This window comes from Streptomyces spiralis (assembly GCF_014654675.1).
Classification (GTDB): domain Bacteria; phylum Actinomycetota; class Actinomycetes; order Streptomycetales; family Streptomycetaceae; genus Streptomyces; species Streptomyces spiralis.
Map to the genome: position 1 here is coordinate 52461 of NZ_BNBC01000018.1, position 21179 is coordinate 73639.

Below are 21179 nucleotides of genomic sequence, written 5' to 3' on the forward strand. Positions count from 1 at the left end.
GGGGGAGGGACGGCATGGAGGCGGTTCCATCCCGGGCACGTGCGTACGTCGTCTGCGTCGCCCTCGGTGCCCTGGCCTGTCTGCTGCCGGTGCTGGCGCCGGTCACGGTGCCGCCGCTGGTGCCGGTGCCGGTGACACACGCGTCCTGGTGGGCCGTCTGCCTGCTGGCCGCCGTGTACACCGGCTGCAAGCAACTGGCCCGGCGGAGCTTCGCCGGGCCCTTCTACCCCGTGCTGCTGGCCGCGGCCTTCCTGCTGCCGCCGTCCGTCGCCGCGCTCGTCCCGCTGCCCGGCGCCCTGCTGGCCGCGGCCGGGCGGCGGCCCGAGGCGCTGCGCCGGATCTGGCGGGCGGCCCAGCTCGCGCTCGCCGTGTGGGTGGCGGCCGGGGTGCACGGGGAACTGGGCGGCCCGGCCGCCGTCGCCGACCCCGACCTCCCCTACGCCCTCGTCCCGGCCGGTGCCGCGGTGGTGGCGTTCTGCGGGGTGCTGACCGCGCTGGACGGCGGGGTCCGGGTGCTGGCGGCGGCGTCGCCCGCCCGGCCGGGCCGGCGCGGGCTGTTCGCCCGCTCCCTGGCGCCGACCGCGGTCCACGGCCTCGCCGGCCTGATGATGGCCGTGCTCTGGCGCAGCCCGTACGGGCCGGTGGCGGCCCTCCTGGTGCTGCTGCCGATGTGCGTGTCCTGGTGGGCGTACGCGCAGTACCACCGGGAACGGGCCGCCCACCAGGCGACGATCCGGGCGCTGGTGCAGGCGGTCGACATCAAGGACGGCTACACGCGCGGACACAGCGAGCGGGTCGGACAGGCCTCCATGATGATCGCCCGCGAACTCGGCATGGACGACGAACGCGTCGAGGTGCTGCGCTTCGCCGGCATCCTGCACGACGTGGGCAAGCTGGGCGTGCCCACCCGGCTGCTGCGCAAGGACGGCCCGCTGACCCCCGAGGAGCGGCGGGTGATCGAACTGCACCCCGAGTACGGGCACGAGATGGTGCGCGGGATCTCCTTCCTCGGTGAGGCACGCTCGGCGATCCTGCACCACCACGAACGCCTGGACGGCAGTGGATATCCCTACGGGCTGCGGGGCGGCCAGATCCCGGAGTGCGCACGTGTGGTGGCCGTCGCCGACGCGTTCGACGCGATGACGTCCACCCGCTCCTACCGCAGGGCCCGGCCGGTGGGCACGGCGGTGCGGGAACTGGAGCGCTGCGCGGGCACCCAGTTCGACCCGCGCATGGTCACGGCCCTGGTGCGGGCCCTGGACCGGCACGGCTGGCACCCGGCGGTCACGGCGGAGGACGGCACCCCGCCGCCCCCACCCGGGAACGGCGCACCGCGCGTCCCGGCCAAGCACCGCGCCCCCCGTGCCCCGGCCGGGTCGGCCGGCGGGCGCGAGGAGGCGCACGGGTGAGGTGGCCGTGGCCGTTGGTGCTGATCCGCGGGTCCGCCCTCGCCGTCGGCCTGCTGTCGCTCACCGTCACGATGTGGACCGGACTGGAGGAGCGCGGGGCGGCGCTCGCGTTCGGCATGCTCGTGCTGGTGGGGGAGCTGGCCCGGTGGTCGGGCGGCCAGGCCCGGGAGGCCGCGCCGCTGGGGGCCGCGGGAGCGCTGTCGTACGCCCTTTTGGGGCAGGACGCCGGACGGCCGAGCCACCACGGCGCACTCCAGGCCGTCGCCGTGGTGCTCGCCGCCTGTCTGCTGGGCAGCGTGCCGCACATCGCGCTCGGGCGGGGCGCGACCCTCGACCACCTGGCCCGACGGATCCTCACCGTCTTCTTCGCCGCCGTCTGCTTCCAACCGCTGTACGGCAAAGGTGTCTTCCGGGGGTGGGGTGGCCCGGCGTACGCCCTGCTGCTGCTCGCGCTCCTGGTGCTCACCGCCCTGTGCGGGGCCGTGCTCGCCGCCGTGCCCGCCCACTGCCGCACCCGGTGGCCGTTCGGCCCGCTGCTGCGGGAGGAGCTGCGGGGCCTGCTCGGGATCGGGTCGGCGGTGTGCGCGACGGGCGCGGTGATGGCCCTCGCGGTCGCCGTCGTCGGGCTGTGGGCGCTGCCCGTCTTCTCGCTGCCGCTGCTGCTCACCCAGCTGTCCTTCCGCCGGTACGCGGCCGTGCGGGACACCTACCGGCAGACCATCGCCTCGCTGGCCCGGGCCACCGAGGTGGCCGGGTACACCCCGGCCGGGCACGCCCGCCGGGTCGCCGCGCTCAGCCGGGCCGTGGGACGGGACCTGGGGCTGACGGAACCGGAGCTCACCGTCCTGGAGCACGCCGCGCTCATGCACGACATCGGGCAGCTCAGCCTGGTGGACCCGGTGCCCGCGGGGGCGACGGCCGGCCTGCCCGTCGCGGAGCAGCGGCGCATCGCGCTGCTCGGCGGGGCCGTGGTCCGCCAGACCGGGGTCTCCCGGGAGGTCGCGGTGGTGGTGGAGCGGCAGGCCGACCCCTGCCGGGAGCAGCCGCTGCCCGCCCGGATCGTGCGGGCCGTGAACGCCTACGACGAGAAGGCGCGCGACGCCGGACCCGGCGGGCCGCTCAGGGCACTGGAGGAGCTGCGGCTGGCCACGGCCGGCGACTACGCGCCCGAGGTGGTCGAATCGCTGGCCCGGGTGCTGTCACGGGACTGTCTGACGCTGCCCGCCACGGGGTAACCCATGGGTAATGAGCGCCCTTCAAGCCGTACGTGGTTGGATGCGAAGGAAAGGGAAACCGGGGGCAGAAGCCAGCCCACACAACGGAACTGGCAGGCGGGAATCGTGAGGATCTTCGGCAAGGGACGGCACCGACCCTCCGCCTCCTGGCGGCAGGCCACCGACCGCGCGTTCACCCTGATCGGCGACGGCCGGTACGAGGACGCGGGCGCGCTGCTGACGCGCGCCGCCGATCTGGAGCCCTGGCTGTCGGAGTCCTGGTTCAACCTGGCCCTGCTGCACAAGTTCCGGCACGACTGGGAGCAGGCCCGGACGGCCGGACTGCGGGCCGTGGCCCTGCTGGAGAAGGAGTCCGGCGCGCCGGACTGGTGGAACGTCGGGATCGCCGCCACCGCCCTGCAGGACTGGCCGCTGGCCCGGCGCGCCTGGCAGGCCTACGGCCTGAAGGTGCCCGGGGGCGCGACGGCCGCCGGGGAACCGGTGGGCATGGAGCTGGGCAGCGCGGCCGTGCGGCTGTCGCCGGAGGGCGAGGCCGAGGTGGTCTGGGGCCGCCGCCTGGACCCGGCCAGGATCGAGGTGCTGTCCATTCCGCTGCCCTCCTCCGGGCGGCGCTGGGGCGAGGTCGTGCTGCACGACGGCGTGCCGCACGGCGAGCGGACCACCGCGGCCGGGCACAGCTACCCCGTCTTCGACGAGATCGAGCTGTGGGCGCCCTCGCCCGTGCCCACCTGGGTGGTCCTGCTGGAGGCCGCGACCGAGGCCGACCGGGACGCCCTGGAGCAGCTCGCCGCCGACGCCGGGTTCGCCGCCGAGGACTGGTCCTCGTCCGTGCGGCTGCTGTGCCGGACGTGCTCGGAGTCGCGGATGCCGTCCGACGAGGGCGACGGCGTGCACCTGGACCCGCACGACCACAGCGAGCCGGGGCACCCCGGGCCGCTGGGCCACCGCACCGACGGACAGCTGTGGGTGCCCGAGCGGGAGTGCGGAGTGGCCGCGCCGGCGTCCCTCGTCCGGGGGCTGCTGGACGGGTGGGTCGCGGACAGCCCGGACTCCCGGGACTGGCGGGATCTGGAAGAGGTCTGCTGACCCCCTGCCGCCCCCCGGTGCCCGACGGCGACCCGTGTGTCCCCCGGCCCCCTTAGGCTGTACTCGCAGAATCTCTCAGGCTTGCAGGAAGGCGTACGTCGGTCATGGCGCAGCAGGACACCGATCAGCAGCACGCGGGCGTGCTCCCCGTCGACGACGAGGGCTATGTCGTCGACACCGGGGACTGCGAGGAGCGCGAGACGGCGTGGCGCGAGCGCGGTACCTCGCGGCCGATCACGGTCGTCGGCAACCCCGTGCTGCACAAGGAGTGCAAGGACGTCACCGAGTTCGGCGACGAGCTCCAGCAGCTGATCGCGGACATGTTCGCCAGCCAGCGCACCGCCGAGGGCGTGGGCCTGGCCGCCAACCAGATCGGTGTCGACCTGAAGGTCTTCGTCTACGACTGCGGGGACGACGAGGGCGTGCGTCACGTCGGCGTGGTCTGCAACCCCAAGCTGGTCGAACTGCCGGCCGACCGCCGCCGCCTGGACGACAGCAACGAGGGCTGCCTGTCCGTGCCCACCGCCTACGCGCCGCTGGCCCGCCCCGACTACGCCGAGGTCACCGGCCAGGACGAGCGGGGCAACCCGATCAAGGTGCGCGGCACCGGCTACTTCGCGCGCTGTTTGCAGCACGAGACCGACCACCTCTACGGCTACCTCTACATCGACCGGCTCTCCAAGCGGGAGCGCAAGGACGCCCTGCGGCAGATGGCCGAGAACGAGCCGCGCTACCCCGTGGTCGCCAACGACTGAGGGTCCTCCTCCCGTTGGGGCGCGGTGCCCCGTGTGCAGGTGCCCGTGTACGGCGCCCGACCGGAACGACCGGTCGGGCGCCGTACTTGTGTGCGTCGGCATTCGACCGCTCGGTGAACCTGTCGAGCCAAAATCAGTCACACAAGGGGATATTCTCGGCATCCAGGGTAGTGAGTGGAGCAAATCCGTTCCCAGATCGGTCAGTTGTGGTGCTGAATGGGAGTGCGGGGATACGCGACGGCGTGCGCCGGGCACAGCGGAAGGGGCGGGCGCCACTGGCGGCTGAGAGGGGTTGTTCGTGCCAGCTTTCCCACACAGCACCACATCGACAGCGACTGCGGTCGCAGTGCCACCATCGCTCGCTCTCCCGGTGATCGAGGCCGCGTTCCCCAGGCAACTCCACGCCTATTGGCCCAAACTCCAGGAGAAGACCCGCTGGTGGCTGCAGGAAAAACGGCTCATGCCGGCGGACAAGATCGATGAATATGCCGACGGCCTGTGCTACACCGACCTGATGGCGGGCTACTACCTCGGTGCCCCGGACGACGTGCTCCAGGCCATAGCGGACTACAGCGCCTGGTTCTTCGTCTGGGACGACCGGCACGACCGCGACATCGTGCACGGCCGGCCGGTCGCCTGGCGGCGGCTGCGGCGCGCACTGCACACGGCCCTCGACGCACCCCGGGAACACCTGCACCACCAGGACACCCTGGTCGCGGGGTTCGCGGACAGCGTGCTGCGGCTGTACTCGTTCCTGCCGGCGACGTGGAACGCGCGCTTCGCCCGGCACTTCCACACGGTGATCGAGGCGTACGACCGGGAGTTCCACAACCGCACCGAGGGCATCGTGCCCACCGTCGAGGAGTACCTCGCCCTGCGCCGGCTCACCTTCGCGCACTGGATCTGGACCGACCTGCTGGAGCCGAGCGCGGGTCTGGAACTCCCCGACGCCGTACGGAAACACCCCGCCTATCGGCGTCCGGCGCTGCTCAGCCAGGAATTCGCCGCCTGGTACAACGATCTGTGCTCACTGCCCAAGGAAATCGCGGGTGACGAGGTGCACAACCTCGGGATAAGTCTTGTCAAACACGACGGACTGAGTCTCGAGGAAGCGATCGCGGAAATTCGCAGGCGCGTCGAGGAATGCATATCCGAATTTCTTGTCGCAGAGCAGGAGGCTTTGCGTTTCGCCGACGGCCTCGCGGACGGCACGGTGCGGGGAAAGGAACTGAGTGCCGCCGTACGGGCCTGCATCGGAAATATGCGCAACTGGTTCAGTTCCGTCTACTGGTTCCACCACGAGTCCGGCCGCTACATGGTCGACAGCTGGGACGACCGGTCGACGCCCCCGTACGTCAACAACGAAGCGGCAGGTGAGAAATGACCGTCGAGTCGGTGAAGTCCGAGGCCCGGCCCGAGGCGGGAGGGGAACTGCGTGAGCCGCCCGTGGCCGAGGGAGCGGTCCCGCTCCTCGGCCACGGCCTGAAGCTGGCCCGCGACCCGCTGGCCTTCCTGAGCGGGCTGCGCGACCACGGCGACGTCGTCCGCCTCAGGCTCGGCCCGAAGACGGTGTACGCCGTCACCGCGCCCGCCCTCACCGGGGCGCTGGCCCTCAGCCCCGACTACATCATCGCCGGCCCGCTGTGGGAGTCCCTGGAGAGCCTGCTCGGCAAGCAGGGCGTGGCCACCGCCAACGGCCCGCAGCACCGGCGTCAGCGCCGCACCATCCAGCCCGCCTTCCGGCTCGACGTGATCCCCGAGTACGGGCCGATCATGGCGGAGGAGTCCCATGCGCTCGTGGCGCGCTGGCGCTCCGGTGAGGTGCTCGACGTCACGGCGGAGTCCTTCCGCGTGGCCGTCCGCGTCGCCGCCCGGTGCCTGATGCGCGGCAGCTACATGGACGCCCGTGCCGAGCGCATATGTACCGCGCTGGCCACGCTGTTCAGCGGCATGTACCAGCGCATGGTCGTGCCCCTCGGGCCGCTTTACCGCGTACCGGTGCGGAGCAACCGCGAATTCAACCACGCCCTGGCCGATTTGCATCTGCTGGTCGACGAGATCGTCGCCGACCGGCGGGCAAGCGGTCAAAAACCGGACGATTTGCTGACGGCTTTGCTGGAGGCGAAGGACGAGAATGGCGAGCCCATTGGGGAACAGGAGATCCACGACCAGGTCATCGCGATACTCACCCCGGGAAGCGAAACCGTCGGCTCCACGATCATGTCGCTGCTCCTCGTGCTCGCCGAGCACCCGGATCTCGGGGACAAGATCCGGGACGAGGTGAAAACGGTTGTGGGGGACCGGCCGGTCGCATTCGAGGACGTCCGAAAACTGAGGTACACCACGAATGTCGTCGTCGAGACAATGCGGCTGCACCCGGCCGTATGGATTCTGACCCGGCGGGCGGTGACCGACACCCGGCTCGGCGGATACCGCATCCCCGAGGGTGCCGACGTCATCTACAGCCCGTACGCCGTCCAACGCGACCGCCGCTCCTACGACCGCCACGAGGACTTCGACCCCGATCGCTGGCTCCCGGAGCGGGCCAAGACGGTCCCGAAGTACGCGATGGAGCCGTTCAGCGTGGGCAACCGCAAGTGCCCGAGCGACCACTTCTCGATGGCCGAACTCACGCTGATCACCGCGGCGATCGCCTCGGCCTACCGTTTCGAGCAGGCCCCCGGCTCCGACCCCAGGCCGCGCATCGGCATCACCCTGCGCCCGCGCCGCCTGCTGCTGCGGGCCCTGCCCCGCTGACCGGCCGGCGCCCGGCGGAGGAGTCGGCGGCCCGCTGACCGGCCGGGCGCCCGTCGCGGATCGCGTGTTCAGGCGGCCTGAGGGCCCCTGAACACGCGCCGGTAGGCGTTCGGGGTGGTGCCCAGCACCCGCACGAACTGGTGCCGCAGCGCCGCCGCCGTCCCGAACCCGGTCCGGTCCGCGATCGCGTCCATCGTCTCGTCCGTCGCCTCCAGCAGGTGCTGGGCCAGCAGCACCCGCTGACGCAGGATCCAGCGGTAGGGAGTCGTGCCCGTCTCCTGCTGGAAGCGGCGGGCGAAGGTGCGCGGCGACATATGGGCGCGGGCGGCCAGCTGTTCGACGGTGACCTCCTGGTCGAGGTGCTGCTCCATCCACACCAGCACCTCGCCGACGGTGTCGCACGGTGACTTCGGCAGCGGACGCTCGATGTACTGCGCCTGGCCGCCGTCCCGGTGCGGCGGCACCACCATCCGCCGGGCGATCTTGTTGGCCACCTCCGGCCCCTGCTCCTTGCGCACGATGTGCAGACAGGCGTCGATGCCGGCCGCCGTCCCCGCGGAGGTGATCACCGGGCCCTCGTCGACGTAGAGCACGTCCGGCTCGACGGTCGCACGCGGATACTGCCGGGCCAGCTCGGCCGCGTGGTGCCAGTGCACCGCGCACCGCCGCCGCTCCAGCAGCCCGGCCGCGCCCAGCACGAAGACCCCGGAGCACACGCTGAGCACCCGCGCGCCCCGGTCCACGGCGCGCCGCAGGGAGTCCAGCAGCTCGGGCGGGTACTCCCTGCGGGCGTAGTCGCTCCCGGCGGGTACCGCGATCAGGTCCGCCTCGTCGAGCCGGTCGAGTCCGTAGGGCGTGCTGACGCTCAGGCCGCCCACATGGGTGCCCAGCGCCGGGCCCTCCGCCGAGACCACCGCGAAGTCGTACACGGGGAGCCCGTCGTCGCTGCGGTCGATGCCGAAGACCTCGCAGACGACGCCGAGTTCGAAGGGATGCACGCCGTCCAGCAGGACGGCGGCCACGTTCTGCAGCATGCCCCCAGTGTGCCTTGTCAGTGGCAGGAATTTGAAGGTGTACGGCAGTCCTGCCACTGACGGTAAGGAGCATTCGGCGCGACAGTGGTGTGCATGAACGGAGACCAGATACAAGCCCTGATCGGAATGCTGGCGACCTTCGGAATCCTGGTCCTGATGGCCCTCCCCTCGGTGATCGGCATCGTGCACGACCGGCGCATCGACCGCCGGCTGAGGGCGGCGAAGGAGGGCCGGGAGGTCCAGGAGGCACGAGAGGTCCAAGAGGGCCCTGGGGACGGGGAGTCCCGCAAGGCCCCCGCGGAAGGCAGGGAGGCTCAGAAGTCCTCGTCCAGGTCGACGGTGCCCTCCACCGCCACCTGGTACGCCGAGGGACGCCGCTCGAAGAAGTTGGTGAGCTCCTGAACCCCCTGGAGCTCCATGAAGGAGAAGGGGTTCTCCGAGCCGTACACCGGAGCGAAGCCGAGGCGCGTCAGACGCTGGTCGGCCACGCACTCCAGGTACTGCCGCATCGAGTCGGTGTTCATCCCCGGGAGGCCGTCACCGCACAGGTCGCGCGCGAACTGCAGCTCGGCCTCGACGGCCTCCCGCAGCATGTCGGTGACCTGCCGCCCGAGCTCGTCGTCGAACAGGTCCGGCTCCTCCTTGCGGACGGTGTCCACCACGTCGAAGGCGAACGACATGTGCATCGTCTCGTCGCGGAACACCCAGTTGGTGCCGGTGGCCAGGCCGTGCAGCAGGCCCCGGCTGCGGAACCAGTAGACGTACGCGAAGGCGCCGTAGAAGAACAGGCCCTCGATGCAGGCGGCGAAGCAGATCAGGTTGAGCAGGAAGCGCCGGCGGTCGGCCCTGGTCTCCAGGCGCTCGAGCTTTTCGACCTCGTTGATCCACTTGAAGCAGAACTCGGCCTTCTCGCGGATGGAGGGGATGTTCTCGACGGCCGCGAAGGCGGCGGCACGGTCGTCCGGGTCGGGCAGGTAGGTGTCCAGCAGCGTCAGGTAGAACTGGACGTGCACGGCCTCCTCGAACAGCTGCCGGCTCAGATAGAGCCGCGCCTCGGGCGAGTTGATGTGCTTGTACAGCGTCAGCACCAGGTTGTTCGCGACGATCGAGTCGCCGGTCGCGAAGAAGGCGACCAGGCGGCCGATCAGGTGCTGCTCGGCGGGCGTGAGCTTCGCGAGGTCGGCGACGTCCGAGTGGAGGTCGACCTCCTCCACGGTCCAGGTGTTCTTGATGGCGTCCCGGTAGCGCTCGTAGAAGTCGGGGTAGCGCATGGGGCGGAGCGTCAGCTCGAAGCCGGGGTCGAGGAGGTTCTTGGGTCGGTCGGTGGTGCTGGTCATCACTGGCAGGCCTCGCAGGACTCGGGGTTCTCAAGGGAGCAGGCGACCGCTTCGGGGTCGGCGACCTGCTGGACGGGGACGGTGGCGCGGGCCGCGCGGGCGATGCGGGTGGCCGGGCGGGAGCGCAGGTAGTACGTGGTCTTCAGGCCCTGCTTCCAGGCATAGGCGTACATCGAGGAGAGCTTGCCGATGGTCGGTGTCTCCATGAACAGGTTCAGCGACTGGGCCTGGTCCAGGAACGGGGTCCGGGCCGCCGCCATGTCGATCAGCCCGCGCTGCGGGATCTCCCACGCCGTGCGGTACAGACTCCGTACCTCCTCGGGGATCCAGGCGAAGTCCTGCACCGAGCCGTTCGCCTCGCGCAGCGCCTCGCGGGTGCGTGCGTCCCAGACGCCGAGCTCCTTCAGTTCGTGCACCAGGTAGGAGTTGACCTGGAGGAACTCACCCGACAGCGTCTCGCGCTTGAACAGGTTGGAGACCTGCGGCTCGATGCACTCGTAGGCGCCCGCGATGGACGCGATGGTGGCGGTGGGCGCGATGGCCAGGAGCAGCGCGTTGCGCATGCCGACGGCGGCGATGCGCTCGCGCAGGGCGGCCCAGCGCTCCGGCCACGCGAACTCGACGCCGTAGTGGTCGGGGTGCAGCACGCCCCGGGCGGTGCGGGTCTTCTCCCAGGCGGGCAGCGGGCCGTTGCGCTCGGCCAGGTCGGCGGAGGCCTCGTACGCGGCGAGCATGATCCGCTCGGCGATGCGGGTGGACAGGGCCTTGGCCTCGGGGGAGTCGAAGGGCAGGCGCAGCTTGAAGAAGACGTCCTGAAGGCCCATGGCGCCGAGGCCGACGGGCCGCCACCTGGCGTTGGAGCGGCCCGCCTGCTCGGTCGGGTAGAAGTTGATGTCGACCACGCGGTCCAGGAAGGTGACGGCGGTGCGGACCGTCTCGTCCAGACGCTCCCAGTCGAGATCGTTGGTCGCCTTGTCGACAAAGGCACCCAGATTGACGGACCCCAGGTTGCAGACCGCCGTCTCCCCGTCGTCGGTGACCTCCAGGATCTCCGTGCAGAGGTTCGAGGAGTGGACGACATGGCCCGGGGTCGCCGTCTGGTTCGCCGTGCGGTTGGCGGCGTCCTTGAACGTCATCCAGCCGTTGCCGGTCTGCGCCAGGGTGCGCATCATCCGGCCGTACAGGTCCCGGGCGGGCATGGTCTTCTTCGCCAGGCCCGCCGCCTCCGCCCTGCGGTACGCGGCGTCGAACTCCGCGCCCCACAGGTCCACCAGCTCGGGCACGTCGGACGGGGAGAACAGCGACCACTGCTCGTCGGCGTTCACCCGGCGCATGAACTCGTCCGGGACCCAGTGGGCGAGGTTGAGGTTGTGGGTGCGGCGGGCGTCCTCGCCGGTGTTGTCGCGCAGCTCCAGGAACTCCTCGATGTCGGAGTGCCAGGTCTCCAGGTAGACCGCCGCCGCGCCCTTGCGCCGGCCGCCCTGGTTCACGGCGGCCACCGAGGCGTCCAGGGTCTTCAGGAACGGCACGATGCCGTTGGAGTGCCCGTTGGTGCCGCGGATCAGCGAACCCCGGGAGCGGATGCGGGAGTAGGCGATGCCGATGCCGCCGGCGTGCTTGGACAGACGTGCGACCTGGTGGTAGCGCTCGTAGATGCTGTCCAGCTCGTCCTTGGGGGAGTCGAGCAGGTAGCAGGACGACATCTGGGGGTGCCGGGTGCCGGAGTTGAAGAGCGTGGGGGAGGAGGGGAGGTAGTCCAGGCGGCTCATGAGCCCGTAGAGCGCCGCGACTTCGTCCACCGACCGTGCGGTGTCGTCCTCGGCGAGACCGCACGCGACCCGCAGCATGAAGTGCTGGGGCGTCTCGATCACCTTGCGGGTGAGCGGGTGGCGCAGCAGATAGCGGCTGTGCAGGGTGCGCAGGCCGAAGTAGCCGAAGCGGTCGTCGGCGGCCGGGTCGACCAGGGCGTCCAGGCGCTCGGCGTGCAGGCGTACGAACGCGGCGGTCCGGTCGGCGATCAGCCCCTCGCGGTGGCCGGTGGCGACGGACCCGGTGAAGGACGTGACGCCCTGCGAGGCGGCCTCGGCGCGGATGGAGAGGGTCAGCAGCCGGGCGGCCAGCCGCGAGTAGGCGGGGTCCTCGGAGATGAGCCCGGCGGCGGCCTCGGTGGCCAGTTCCCGCAGCTCCGCCTCGTCGGCGTGGGCCGAACGGCCGCGCAGCGCGGCGGCGGCCACCCGGCCCGGGTCGGCGTCGGGGAGGTCGGCGGTCAGCTCGGTCAGGGTCCGCAGCAGCGCGGCACCGGGACCTTCGGCCTCCAGGCCAGTGATGGAACCTGTCGCTGAAGCCGGATCGGCTGGCGCGATGGTCACGTGGGGCTCTCCCTCGCTCGGCACGGGGCCTCATCGAGGGCGGGGTAGCAGCACACGAGCGCACGCGGCGCCGCGTCCACCGGCCCATTCCGCGAGGCCCGGACGTCAGGCACCCGGACCGGACGGCCGGGCGCACTGTCGGCAGGTCCTCGGACTGACGCTCGTACGGCCGCATGCGGGCAGCCGGAGATGACGGCATGCGGGCATACGCGGACGAGTACACCGTTGCGGGACAGTTCCGGATTCGCACCGGATTCCCCTGCGGCGACAGCGAGCATGAGCATACATCTTGTGCCGGGTGAGAGGGCCACCCCCATATGTTGTGTCGTGGCGACTGCGGAGCGTGTCAGAGTGTCAACTCGTAGGTGAGCAGCGTGATGTCGTCCAGATGCGGGAGCGGGTTCCAGTCGCGCTCAGGGGTGCGGACGAAGCCCAGGCGCTCGTAGATGCGGTGGGCGGCGTGCATGGTGCGCTGGGTGGACAGCACCAGGCGGACACAGCCCTCGGTGGCCCGAGCCCGGTCCAGACAGGCCCGCACCAGGGCCTCGCCGGCACCCCGGCCACGCGCGGCCCGCGCGACCGCCAGCATCCGTATCTCGGCCTCGCCGGGCCTCGCGATGTCGGCCATGGGACCGCCGGACGGCACGAAGGTGACCCCGCCGAGCACCGCGCCCTCCGCGACGGCCACCAGCACCTCCGCGGCGGCCGCCCGCTTGGCCACGTCCCTCAGCTCCCCGAGGTACGCGTCGCTCTCCCCGAAGTCGAGCAGCCCGTCCCCCAGATAGGCCTGGGCGGTGATCTCACCGAGGGTGTCGTACTCGCCGGGCTCCGCCTGCCTGATCACGATGTCCATGCGCCCGAGTGTGCACGAGGGGTACGACAACGGGCCGCCGGATTTCTCCGGCGGCCCGCTGAGAGGCGCTGCGGCCCGGTGAGAGGCGTACGTCGGACGGCCCGGTGAGAGGCCGTACGTCAGAGGCGTACCGTCAGTGCGCGCTGCCCGCCGTGGCCGGCGGCAGTTCCACCGCGACCCCCGGGTCGCCCGCGTCGGCCGTGTAGTCCTCCGGCCTGGTCTCGTCGACGCCCTCGGGCGCCTTGAAGGCCCGCAGGGCGAAGGTCAGGACCACCGCGACGACCACGTTCAGCACGAACGCCGTCATGCCGATGTAGCCGATCTCGCCGATGCCCGGGATCTCCTTGGCCGAGCCGCCGAAGTGCTTCTGCGTCGGCGAGGCGACCCCGTAGGCCGCGACGGTGCCGTAGACCATGCCGACCGCCCAGCCGGCGAGCAGTGCCCAGCGGTGGAACCAGCGCGTGAACAGGCCGCCGACCAGGGCCGGGAAGGTCTGCAGGATCCAGATGCCGCCGAGCAGCTGGAAGTTGATGGCGACCGTCTTGTCCATGGTCAGGACGAAGACCAGCGCGCCCACCTTCACCAGCAGCGACACGATCTTGGAGACCCGGGTCTCCTCCTGCGCCGTCGCGTTCGGCTTGATGAAGTCCTTGTAGATGTTGCGGGTGAACAGGTTCGCCGCCGCGATCGACATGATGGCCGCCGGCACCAGCGCGCCGATGGCGATGGCCGCGAACGCCACGCCCGCGAACCAGTCCGGGAACATGTCCTCGAACAGCTGCGGAATGGCCAGCTGGCCGTTCTGCACCTTCACGCCCGCCGCGATCGCCATGAAGCCCAGCAGTGCGAGCAGGCCCAGCATCAGCGAGTACAGCGGCAGGATCGTGGTGTTGCGGCGGATCACCTCACGGCTGCGCGAGGACAGCGTCGCGGTGATCGAGTGCGGGTACATGAACAGCGCGAGCGCGGAGCCCAGGGCCAGAGTGGCGTAGGTCCACTGGCCCGCCTCGGCCGGGGCGAGGGCGCCTCGTGGCTTGCCGGTCGCCGGGTTGACCTGGCTGAACGCGTGGCCCGCCTTCGCGAAGATGTCGTCGAACCCGCCCAGCTTGATCGGGATGTAGATGATCGCGACCGCGATGACGATGTAGATGAGCGCGTCCTTCACGAACGCGATCAGTGCCGGAGCGCGCAGACCCGACGAGTAGGTGTACGCCGCCAGCACGCCGAAGGCGATCAGCAGCGGCAGGTCCTTCACGAACCAGTTGGTGTTCTCGCCGCCGCCGACGCCCATCACGTCCAGCACGGCCTGGATGCCGACGAGCTGGAGGGCGATGTACGGCATCGTCGCCAGGATGCCGGTGAGCGCCACGGCCAGCGACAGGCCCTTGGAGCCGAACCGGCCGCGAACGAAGTCCGAGGTCGTCACGTACCCGTGCTTGTGCGAGACCGACCACAGGCGGGGCAGGAAGGTGAAGATCAGCGGGTAGACCAGGATCGTGTACGGCACCGCGAAGAAGCCGGCCGCGCCGGTCGCGTAGATCGCCGCCGGTACGGCCACGAAGGTGTACGCCGTGTACAGGTCGCCGCCGAGCAGGAACCAGGTGATCCAGGTGCCGAACGACCGGCCGCCCAGGCCCCACTCGTCGAGGCTGTGCTCGTTCTCGGCCTTGCGCCACCGCGCGGCCAGGAAGCCCATGACGGTGACGAGCAGGAAGAAGAAAATGCAGACGCCGAGCGCGACGCCGTTCACGCCGTCCTTCATTCCGCCGCACCGCCCTTCGCGGGAGCACCGGTCCTACGGCTGCGCTGGTCGTGCTGCCAGAGCCGGTAGGCGATCATCGTCAGAGCCGTGGAGATGATCACCCACAGCATCTGGTACCAGTAGAAAAACGGGATGCCGATGAACGTGGGATCCGTCTTGGCGTACGAACCGACCCACAGCATCGCCACGAACGGCGCGACGAGGCAGAGCCCGATGACGACCCGTATGGGTGTCACCGTCCCTCTGCCGACTTCTGGGGCATCTGACATGTGTGGCTCCGTCCCCTCGCTGAGCACCGTGATCGTTTGCTGATCACCCGTGTAATGCGCAGGCAATCTAGGTCACGGTGACGGGGAACGGAACCCCTTGTCCGTATAACGGTTAGAGGTCGGTCCGCGGGCCGACCTCCAGGTCAGGCCGCCGGCGTCAGTCCGGGGGCCGCTTCAGGCGTGCCACGCCGCGTCGTTCCGGGGGTGACCCCCGGACCCCCAGCCGACCTCGACGTGCGCCGGGCTCAGTCCGCCGGCCGCTTCAGCCGCGCGACGAACTTGTAGCGGTCCCCGCGGTAGACCGAGCGCACCCACTCCACGGGCTGGCCCGTCCGGTCCAGGGAGTGGCGGGAGAGCAGCAGCATCGGCAGGCCGACGTCGGTGCCGAGCAGGCCCGCCTCGCGCGGGGTGGCCAGGGAGGTCTCGATGGTCTCCTCGGCCTCGGCGAGATGGACGTCGTAGACCTCGGCGAGCGCGGTGTAGAGGGAGGTGTACTTCACCAGGCTGCGGCGCAGCGCCGGGAAGCGCTTGGCCGACAGGTGGGTGGTCTCGATGGCCATGGGCTCGCCGTTGGCCATGCGCAGCCGCTCGATGCGCAGCACGCGCCCGCCGGCGGTGATGTCGAGCAGGTCCGCGAGGCGGTCGTCGGCGGTGATGTAGCCGATGTCGAGGAGCTGCGAGGTCGGCTCCAGGCCCTGGGCACGCATGTCCTCGGTGTACGAGGTCAGTTGCAGCGCCTGGGAGACCTTGGGCTTGGCGACGAAGGTGCCCTTGCCCTGGATGCGCTCCAGCCGGCCCTCGACCACCAGCTCCTGCAGCGCCTGGCGCACGGTCGTGCGCGAGGTGTCGAACTCGGCCGCCAGCGTCCGCTCGGGCGGTACCGGCGTCCCGGGCGCCTGCGTCTGGGTCATGTCGAGCAGGTGCTTCTTCAGGCGGTAGTACTTGGGCACGCGCGCGGTACGGACGGTCGCCCCACCCTCGTTCTCCGCACTGCTGACGTCGGTGCTCATGCTCTGCCTTCCCGGCTCCAGTGCCGAAGCGACCGACATCCCATCGGCCACGGCTCACATCGTGGCACGGCTTCGTGTGTCGGGTGGCCACCCGCACGCTCCGTGATCTCCTCTGTATACCGTCGTGACTCCCGCTGGTCTAGTCCATAGTCCGTCCGGTGGGGCGGTGGTTCACGCGAACCGGCGTACGAAGAACGGGACATGGCTCCCAGTGGTCCACCGCCGATCGAGAGGAACCGCGGCATCCGTTTGACCGCATGAGCAATGAAAGGTCCCTGCATATCGCGGTCCCATAACGGACCACCCGAGCGGGTCGGCGCACCCTTGACAGCCCTATTGGTCTGGGCCAAGCTCCCCCTACTGGTCTACACCATTGGTCCAGGTCCCGGCCCCAAGGGCGGTGTGCGCTGACGCTCGACCGTCGCTCAACCGCGGGGAGGCAGGGGGGTTTGTGGCATCCCTGAGGAGGGTGGCGTGAAGCGCAAGCTGGTTGCCGCGATCGGTATCGCGGGCATGATGTTCTCGATCGCGGCGTGCGGGGGCGACAACGGCGACGACGGGGGCAAGGCCAAGGGCGGGAAGGACGGCTACGCCGGCCAGACTCTCACGGTCTGGGTGATGGACGGCTCCGCGCCCGACCAGTGGCAGAAGGACGTCGCCGCGGCCTTCGAGGCCAAGACCAAGGCGAAGGTCAAGTTCGAGGTCCAGCAGTGGAACGGCATCCAGCAGAAGCTGACCACCGCCCTGTCCGAGGAGAACCCCCCGGACGTCTTCGAGGTCGGCAACACCCAGACCCCGGCCTACGCCAAGACCGGCGGCCTCGCCGATCTCGCGGACCTCAAGTCCTCGATCGGCACCGACTGGACCGAGTCCATGAACCAGTCGGCCGTCTTCGACGGCAAGCAGTACGCCGCGCCGTGGTACGTCGTCAACCGCGTCGTCGTCTACAACAAGAAGATCTGGGCGGACGCGGGCATCAAGAGCACCCCGAAGACCCGGGACGAGTTCTACGCCGACCTCAAGAAGATCGGCGAGAAGACCGACGCCGAGCCGATCTACCTGCCCGGCCAGAACTGGTACCACTTCGTCGGCCTGGTCATCGGTGAGGGCGGTGAGCTGGTCAAGAAGGACGGCGACAAGTACGTCTCCAACCTCGCCGACCCGAAGGTCGCCGCCGCCATGGAGACCTACAAGAAGTTCCAGGCGCTGTCCAAGGCGCCCAAGGACAAGGACGAGGCCACCCCGCAGCAGGGCGAGGTCTTCGCCAAGGGCAAGGTCGGCGCCTTCATCGGCATGGGCTGGGAAGCCGGTGTCGCGATCAAGGCCAACCCGAAGATCGAGAAGGAGATCGGCTACTTCACCATCCCGGGTGCCACGGCCGGCAAGCCGGAGGGCGTCTTCCTCGGCGGCTCCAACCTCGCGGTCGCGGCAGGCAGCAAGAAGCAGGACCTCGCCAAGGAGTTCCTGAAGATCGCCCTGAACGACCAGTACGAGGGCGAGCTGGCCAAGCTCGGCGGCATCATCCCGAACAAGGACGCGCTGCAGACCAACCTCAAGGGCAACGCGGCCGCCGAGGCCGCCGCTCCGGCCGCCGGGGGCGGCGGCACCACGCCGCTGATCCCGGAGTGGGCCGCGGTGGAGAACCCGCCGAACCCGATCAAGACCTACATGACCGCCGTGCTGAACGGGAAGTCCCCGGCCGACGCCGCCAAGCAGGTCGAGAGCGACGTCAACAAGCGCCTGGGGCAGAAGCAGTAACACCGGGTGAGCCGGGGCGGGAGCCGTACGACGGCCCCGCCCCGGCGACCGTACGCGGGTCGACGTACGTAGGTCGAGAAGAGAGATCGCGAGCATGACCGTGCAGACCGAACGGCCGCCCTCCGGCCCGGCGGACGCCCGCAAGGCGGACGACGGCGGACCCGGTGGGCCGACATCACGAGCCGCGTCGCGCGCCGGCGCGCTCACCCCGTACCTGTTGCTGCTGCCCGCCTGCGCGGCCACCGTGCTGCTGCTCGGCTGGCCGCTGCTGAAGGACATCCTGCTCTCGTTCCAGAACCTCAACATGGCGCAGCTGATCCAGCACGTCACCGAGTGGAACGGGATCGACAACTACAAGGAGACGCTCGCCAGCGAGGACTTCTGGCGGGTCACGCTCCGCTCCATCATTTTCACGGCGGTCAACGTCGTCCTGGTGATGGTTCTGGGCACCCTGGTCGGCCTGCTGCTCGCCCGCCTCGGCAAGCGGATGCGGTTCACGTTGATGATCGGCCTGGTCCTGGCCTGGGCCATGCCCCCGGTGGCGGCGACCACCGTCTACCAGTGGCTGTTCGCCCAGCGCTTCGGCGTCGTCAACTGGGTTCTGGACAAGCTCGGCTGGCACTCCATGGCCGACTACAGCTGGACCAGCAGCCAGATGTCGACGTTCTTCGTCGTCACCCTGCTGATCGTCTGGATGTCCATACCGTTCGTCGCGATCAACCTCTACGCGGCGACCACCACCATCCCGGACGAGCTCTACGAGGCCGCGTCCCTCGACGGCGCCGGCGTCTGGCGGAGCTTCACCACGGTCACCATGCCCTTCCTGCGGCCGTTCCTCTACGCGACGACCTTCCTGGAGATCATCTGGATCTTCAAGGCGTTCACGCAGGTCTTCACCTTCAACGGCGGCGGACCCGACCGGCTCACGGAGACCCTGCCCGTCTACGCCTACATCGAGGGCGTCGGCAACCAGCACTACGGCATGGGCGCGGCGATCGCCGTCCTGACCATTCTGATCCTGCTCGGCCTGACCGCCTACTACCTCAGGGTCGTGCTCAAGCAAGAGGAGGACGAGCTGTGAAGCGCTCGCTCTTCGGCCGCCTGTGGCCCAACGTCACGGCCGTCGTCCTGTTCGTCGGCTTCGTCTTCCCCGTGTACTGGATGTTCGCCACGGCCTTCAAGCCGACCGGCGACATCATCTCGGAGAACCCGGTCTGGTTCCCGACCCACCCCACCTTCGAGCACTTCAAGACGGCGACCCACGCCGACCACTTCTGGACGTTCGTCACCAACTCGGTGACCGTCACCGTCCTCGCGGTCGTCTTCTCGCTGATCATCGCGCTGGCCGGCTCCTTCGCCCTGGCGCGCGTCAGGTTCAAGGGGCGGCGCGGCTTCATCGTCGCCTTCATGCTGGCCCAGATGGCGCCCTGGGAAGTGATGATCATCGCGATGTACATGATCGTCAGGGACGCCTCGATGCTGAACAGCCTCGTGCCGCTCACACTCTTCTACATGATGATGATCCTGCCCTTCACCCTTCTGACGCTGCGCGGTTTCGTCGCCGCCGTGCCGAAGGAGCTGGAGGAGTCGGCGATGGTCGACGGCTGTACCCGCGCCCAGGCGTTCCGCCGGGTCATCCTGCCGCTGCTCGCGCCCGGCCTGATGTCCACCTCGCTGTTCGGCTTCATCACCGCCTGGAACGAGTTCCCGCTCGTCCTGGTGCTGAACAAGGAGGCCCATGCGCAGACGCTGCCGCTGTGGCTGTCCAGCTTCCAGACCGTCTTCGGCGACGACTGGGGCGCGACCATGGCGGCCTCGTCCCTCTTCGCCCTCCCGATCCTGATCCTCTTCGTCTTCCTGCAGCGCAGGGCCGTCAGCGGCCTGACCGCCGGCGCCGTGAAGGGATAACGCCACCAGATGACGACAACCGCCAGCGGCACCACTGCGTCCCATGGCAAGAAGGACGCCCTCACGTGCGACGCGCTGACCGTCCTCCAGCCCGGCTTCACCGGCACCACCGCCCCCGACTGGCTGCTGCGGCGCCTCGGTGAGGGCCTGGCCTCGGTCGGCCTGTTCGGCCGCAACATCGCCTCGTCCGAACAACTGGCCGCGCTGACCGCCCAGTTGCGCGCCGAGCGCGAGGACGTCCTGGTCGCCATCGACGAGGAGGGTGGCGACGTCACCCGCCTGGAGGTGCGCACGGGCTCCAGCTTCCCCGGCAACCACGCCCTCGGCGCCGTGGACGACGTGGAGCTGACCCGGGCCGTGGCACACGAACTCGGCAGGCGCCTCGCCGAGTGCGGGGTCAACCTCAACTGGGCCCCCTCGGCCGACGTCAACTCCAACCCCGACAACCCGGTCATCGGCGTCCGCTCCTTCGGCGCCTCCACCGAGCTGGCCGCGAGGCACACCGCCGCCTACGTCACCGGCCTGCAGTCCGCGGGCGTCGCCGCCTGCACCAAGCACTTCCCCGGCCACGGCGACACCGCGGTCGACTCCCACCACGCGGTGCCCCGTATCGACGTGGACACCGACGTGCTCCAGGCACGCGAACTCGCCCCGTTCCGCGCGGCGATCGCCGCCGGCACCAAAGCGGTGATGAGCGCCCACATCCTGGTCCCCGCGCTGGACCCGGACCGCCCGGGAACCCTGTCCCACCGGGTGCTCACGGAGCTGCTGCGCGGCGAGATGGGCTACGACGGCCTGATCGTCACCGACGGCATGGAGATGCGGGCGATCGCGGACACCTACGGCATCGAGCGGGGCAGCGTCCTCGCCATCGCCGCGGGCGCCGACGCGATCTGCGTGGGCGGCGGCCTCGCGGACGAGGGGATCGTGCGCAGCCTGCGCGACGCCCTGGTCGCGGCGGTCCGCTCCGGCGAACTCCCCGAGGAGCGGCTCGCGGACGCGGCCGAACGCGTGCGTGCCCTGGCCCGCTGGACGACGACCGCCGCGACGGCAGCGCGGTCCGCCGCCGATCCCGAGGTCGGGCTCCGGGCCGCCCGCCGCGCGCTGCGGGTCACCGTCACCGAGTCCTTCACCCCCCTCACCGAGCCGCCCTACGTCGCCGCCCTCACCCCCGTCGCCAACATCGCCGTCGGTGACGAGACCCCGTGGGGCGTGGCCGCGGAGCTCTTCCGCCTCCTGCCCGGCACGGAGACCGGCAGCTTCACCGGTGACGACGCGGGCCGGGCGGTCCTGGAGGCGGCCGGCGCCCGGCGCGTGGTGGCCGTCGTCCGCGACGAGCACCGCCACCCCTGGATGGCGGCCGCACTCGACGTGCTCCTCAAGGACCGTCCCGACACGATCGTCGTCGAGATGGGCGTCCCCCAGGCAACCCCCCGAGGAGCCCTCCACCTCGCCACCCACGGCGCCGCCCGCGTATGCGGCCGAGCCGCGGCCGAGGTGATCGCAGGCGCATGACCGGACACCACCGCGACCCGTGACAGCGTTGTCGCGGTGGTCCCCCGGTCGGCTCCACTCGGTCGGCCCCTATGGCGAAGGCGCCGGTCACCCCCTCCGGGGTGGCCGGCGCCTTCGCGCTT

At 70.4% G+C, this 21179-nt stretch carries 17 protein-coding genes and 1 riboswitch; of the genes, 10 read left to right on the forward strand and 7 right to left on the reverse strand.

The features are described 5' to 3' along the window. Positions 1-14 precede the first annotated feature (14 nt). From IE318_RS19780 to IE318_RS19805, 6 genes are all read left to right on the forward strand, one after another. On the forward strand, positions 15-1409 hold the full coding sequence (locus IE318_RS19780; RefSeq protein WP_189902181.1) for an HD-GYP domain-containing protein: 1395 nt from the start codon (positions 15-17) through the stop codon (positions 1407-1409). Next, the gene (locus IE318_RS19785) at positions 1406-2644 is read left to right on the forward strand and encodes an HD-GYP domain-containing protein (protein WP_373311226.1); all 1239 of its coding nucleotides are present in this window, start codon (positions 1406-1408) and stop codon (positions 2642-2644) included. Before IE318_RS19780 ends, IE318_RS19785 begins: the two co-directional genes overlap by 4 nt. Positions 2645-2749: 105 nt before the next feature. Then, the gene (locus IE318_RS19790; protein ID WP_189902183.1) at positions 2750-3730 is read left to right on the forward strand and encodes a tetratricopeptide repeat protein; all 981 of its coding nucleotides are present in this window, start codon (positions 2750-2752) and stop codon (positions 3728-3730) included. 104 nt (positions 3731-3834) lie between these two features. Then, positions 3835-4485: a peptide deformylase gene (gene def, locus IE318_RS19795; RefSeq protein ID WP_030179135.1), complete on the forward strand. Its 651-nt coding sequence runs from the start codon at positions 3835-3837 to the stop codon at positions 4483-4485. 298 nt (positions 4486-4783) lie between these two features. Continuing rightward, the gene (cyc1, locus tag IE318_RS19800; RefSeq protein WP_189902185.1) at positions 4784-5869 is read left to right on the forward strand and encodes an epi-isozizaene synthase; all 1086 of its coding nucleotides are present in this window, start codon (positions 4784-4786) and stop codon (positions 5867-5869) included. Then, entirely contained in the window at positions 5866-7242 is a 1377-nt protein-coding gene (locus IE318_RS19805) for a bifunctional albaflavenone monooxygenase/terpene synthase (RefSeq protein ID WP_189902187.1), read from the forward strand. Before cyc1 ends, IE318_RS19805 begins: the two co-directional genes overlap by 4 nt. 68 nt (positions 7243-7310) lie before the next feature. Here the strand turns inward: IE318_RS19805 and IE318_RS19810 are convergent, their stop codons facing one another. From IE318_RS19810 to IE318_RS19845, 7 genes are all read right to left on the reverse strand, one after another. Further along, positions 7311-8276, reverse strand: a complete 966-nt coding sequence (locus IE318_RS19810) for a GlxA family transcriptional regulator (protein ID WP_189902189.1) — start codon at positions 8274-8276, stop codon at positions 7311-7313. Positions 8277-8590: 314 nt separating this feature from the next. Beyond that, the gene (locus IE318_RS19820) at positions 8591-9613 is read right to left on the reverse strand and encodes a ribonucleotide-diphosphate reductase subunit beta (protein WP_189902193.1); all 1023 of its coding nucleotides are present in this window, start codon (positions 9611-9613) and stop codon (positions 8591-8593) included. Next, entirely contained in the window at positions 9613-11982 is a 2370-nt protein-coding gene (locus tag IE318_RS19825; protein ID WP_189902195.1) for a ribonucleoside-diphosphate reductase subunit alpha, read from the reverse strand. Before IE318_RS19825 ends, IE318_RS19820 begins: the two co-directional genes overlap by 1 nt. 123 nt (positions 11983-12105) lie before the next feature. Next, positions 12106-12266, reverse strand: a riboswitch (cobalamin riboswitch). 62 nt (positions 12267-12328) lie between these two features. Then, the gene (locus IE318_RS19830; RefSeq protein WP_189902197.1) at positions 12329-12835 is read right to left on the reverse strand and encodes a GNAT family N-acetyltransferase; all 507 of its coding nucleotides are present in this window, start codon (positions 12833-12835) and stop codon (positions 12329-12331) included. 133 nt (positions 12836-12968) lie between these two features. After that, positions 12969-14597 (reverse strand): monocarboxylate uptake permease MctP, encoded by a 1629-nt coding sequence (gene mctP / locus IE318_RS19835; RefSeq protein WP_189902199.1) that lies wholly within the window; start codon positions 14595-14597, stop codon positions 12969-12971. Continuing rightward, positions 14594-14866 (reverse strand): DUF3311 domain-containing protein, encoded by a 273-nt coding sequence (locus IE318_RS19840; protein WP_030179114.1) that lies wholly within the window; start codon positions 14864-14866, stop codon positions 14594-14596. The genes mctP and IE318_RS19840 overlap by 4 nt, the downstream gene beginning before the upstream one ends. A gap of 245 nt (positions 14867-15111) precedes the next feature. Further along, entirely contained in the window at positions 15112-15876 is a 765-nt protein-coding gene (locus IE318_RS19845) for a GntR family transcriptional regulator (RefSeq protein WP_030179111.1), read from the reverse strand. A gap of 474 nt (positions 15877-16350) precedes the next feature. On the opposite strand from IE318_RS19845, the gene IE318_RS19850 reads away from it, so the two are divergent. From IE318_RS19850 to IE318_RS19865, 4 genes are all read left to right on the forward strand, one after another. After that, a complete protein-coding gene (locus IE318_RS19850; protein ID WP_189902201.1) occupies positions 16351-17634 on the forward strand; it encodes an extracellular solute-binding protein in 1284 nt (427 codons plus the stop codon). A 94-nt stretch (positions 17635-17728) separates the two neighbouring features. Continuing rightward, the gene (locus IE318_RS19855) at positions 17729-18715 is read left to right on the forward strand and encodes a carbohydrate ABC transporter permease (protein ID WP_189902203.1); all 987 of its coding nucleotides are present in this window, start codon (positions 17729-17731) and stop codon (positions 18713-18715) included. Next, entirely contained in the window at positions 18712-19542 is an 831-nt protein-coding gene (locus IE318_RS19860; protein WP_030179101.1) for a carbohydrate ABC transporter permease, read from the forward strand. Before IE318_RS19855 ends, IE318_RS19860 begins: the two co-directional genes overlap by 4 nt. Positions 19543-19551: 9 nt before the next feature. Further along, positions 19552-21057, forward strand: a complete 1506-nt coding sequence (locus IE318_RS19865) for a glycoside hydrolase family 3 protein (RefSeq protein ID WP_189902206.1) — start codon at positions 19552-19554, stop codon at positions 21055-21057. The last annotated feature ends 122 nt before the right edge of the window (positions 21058-21179 follow it).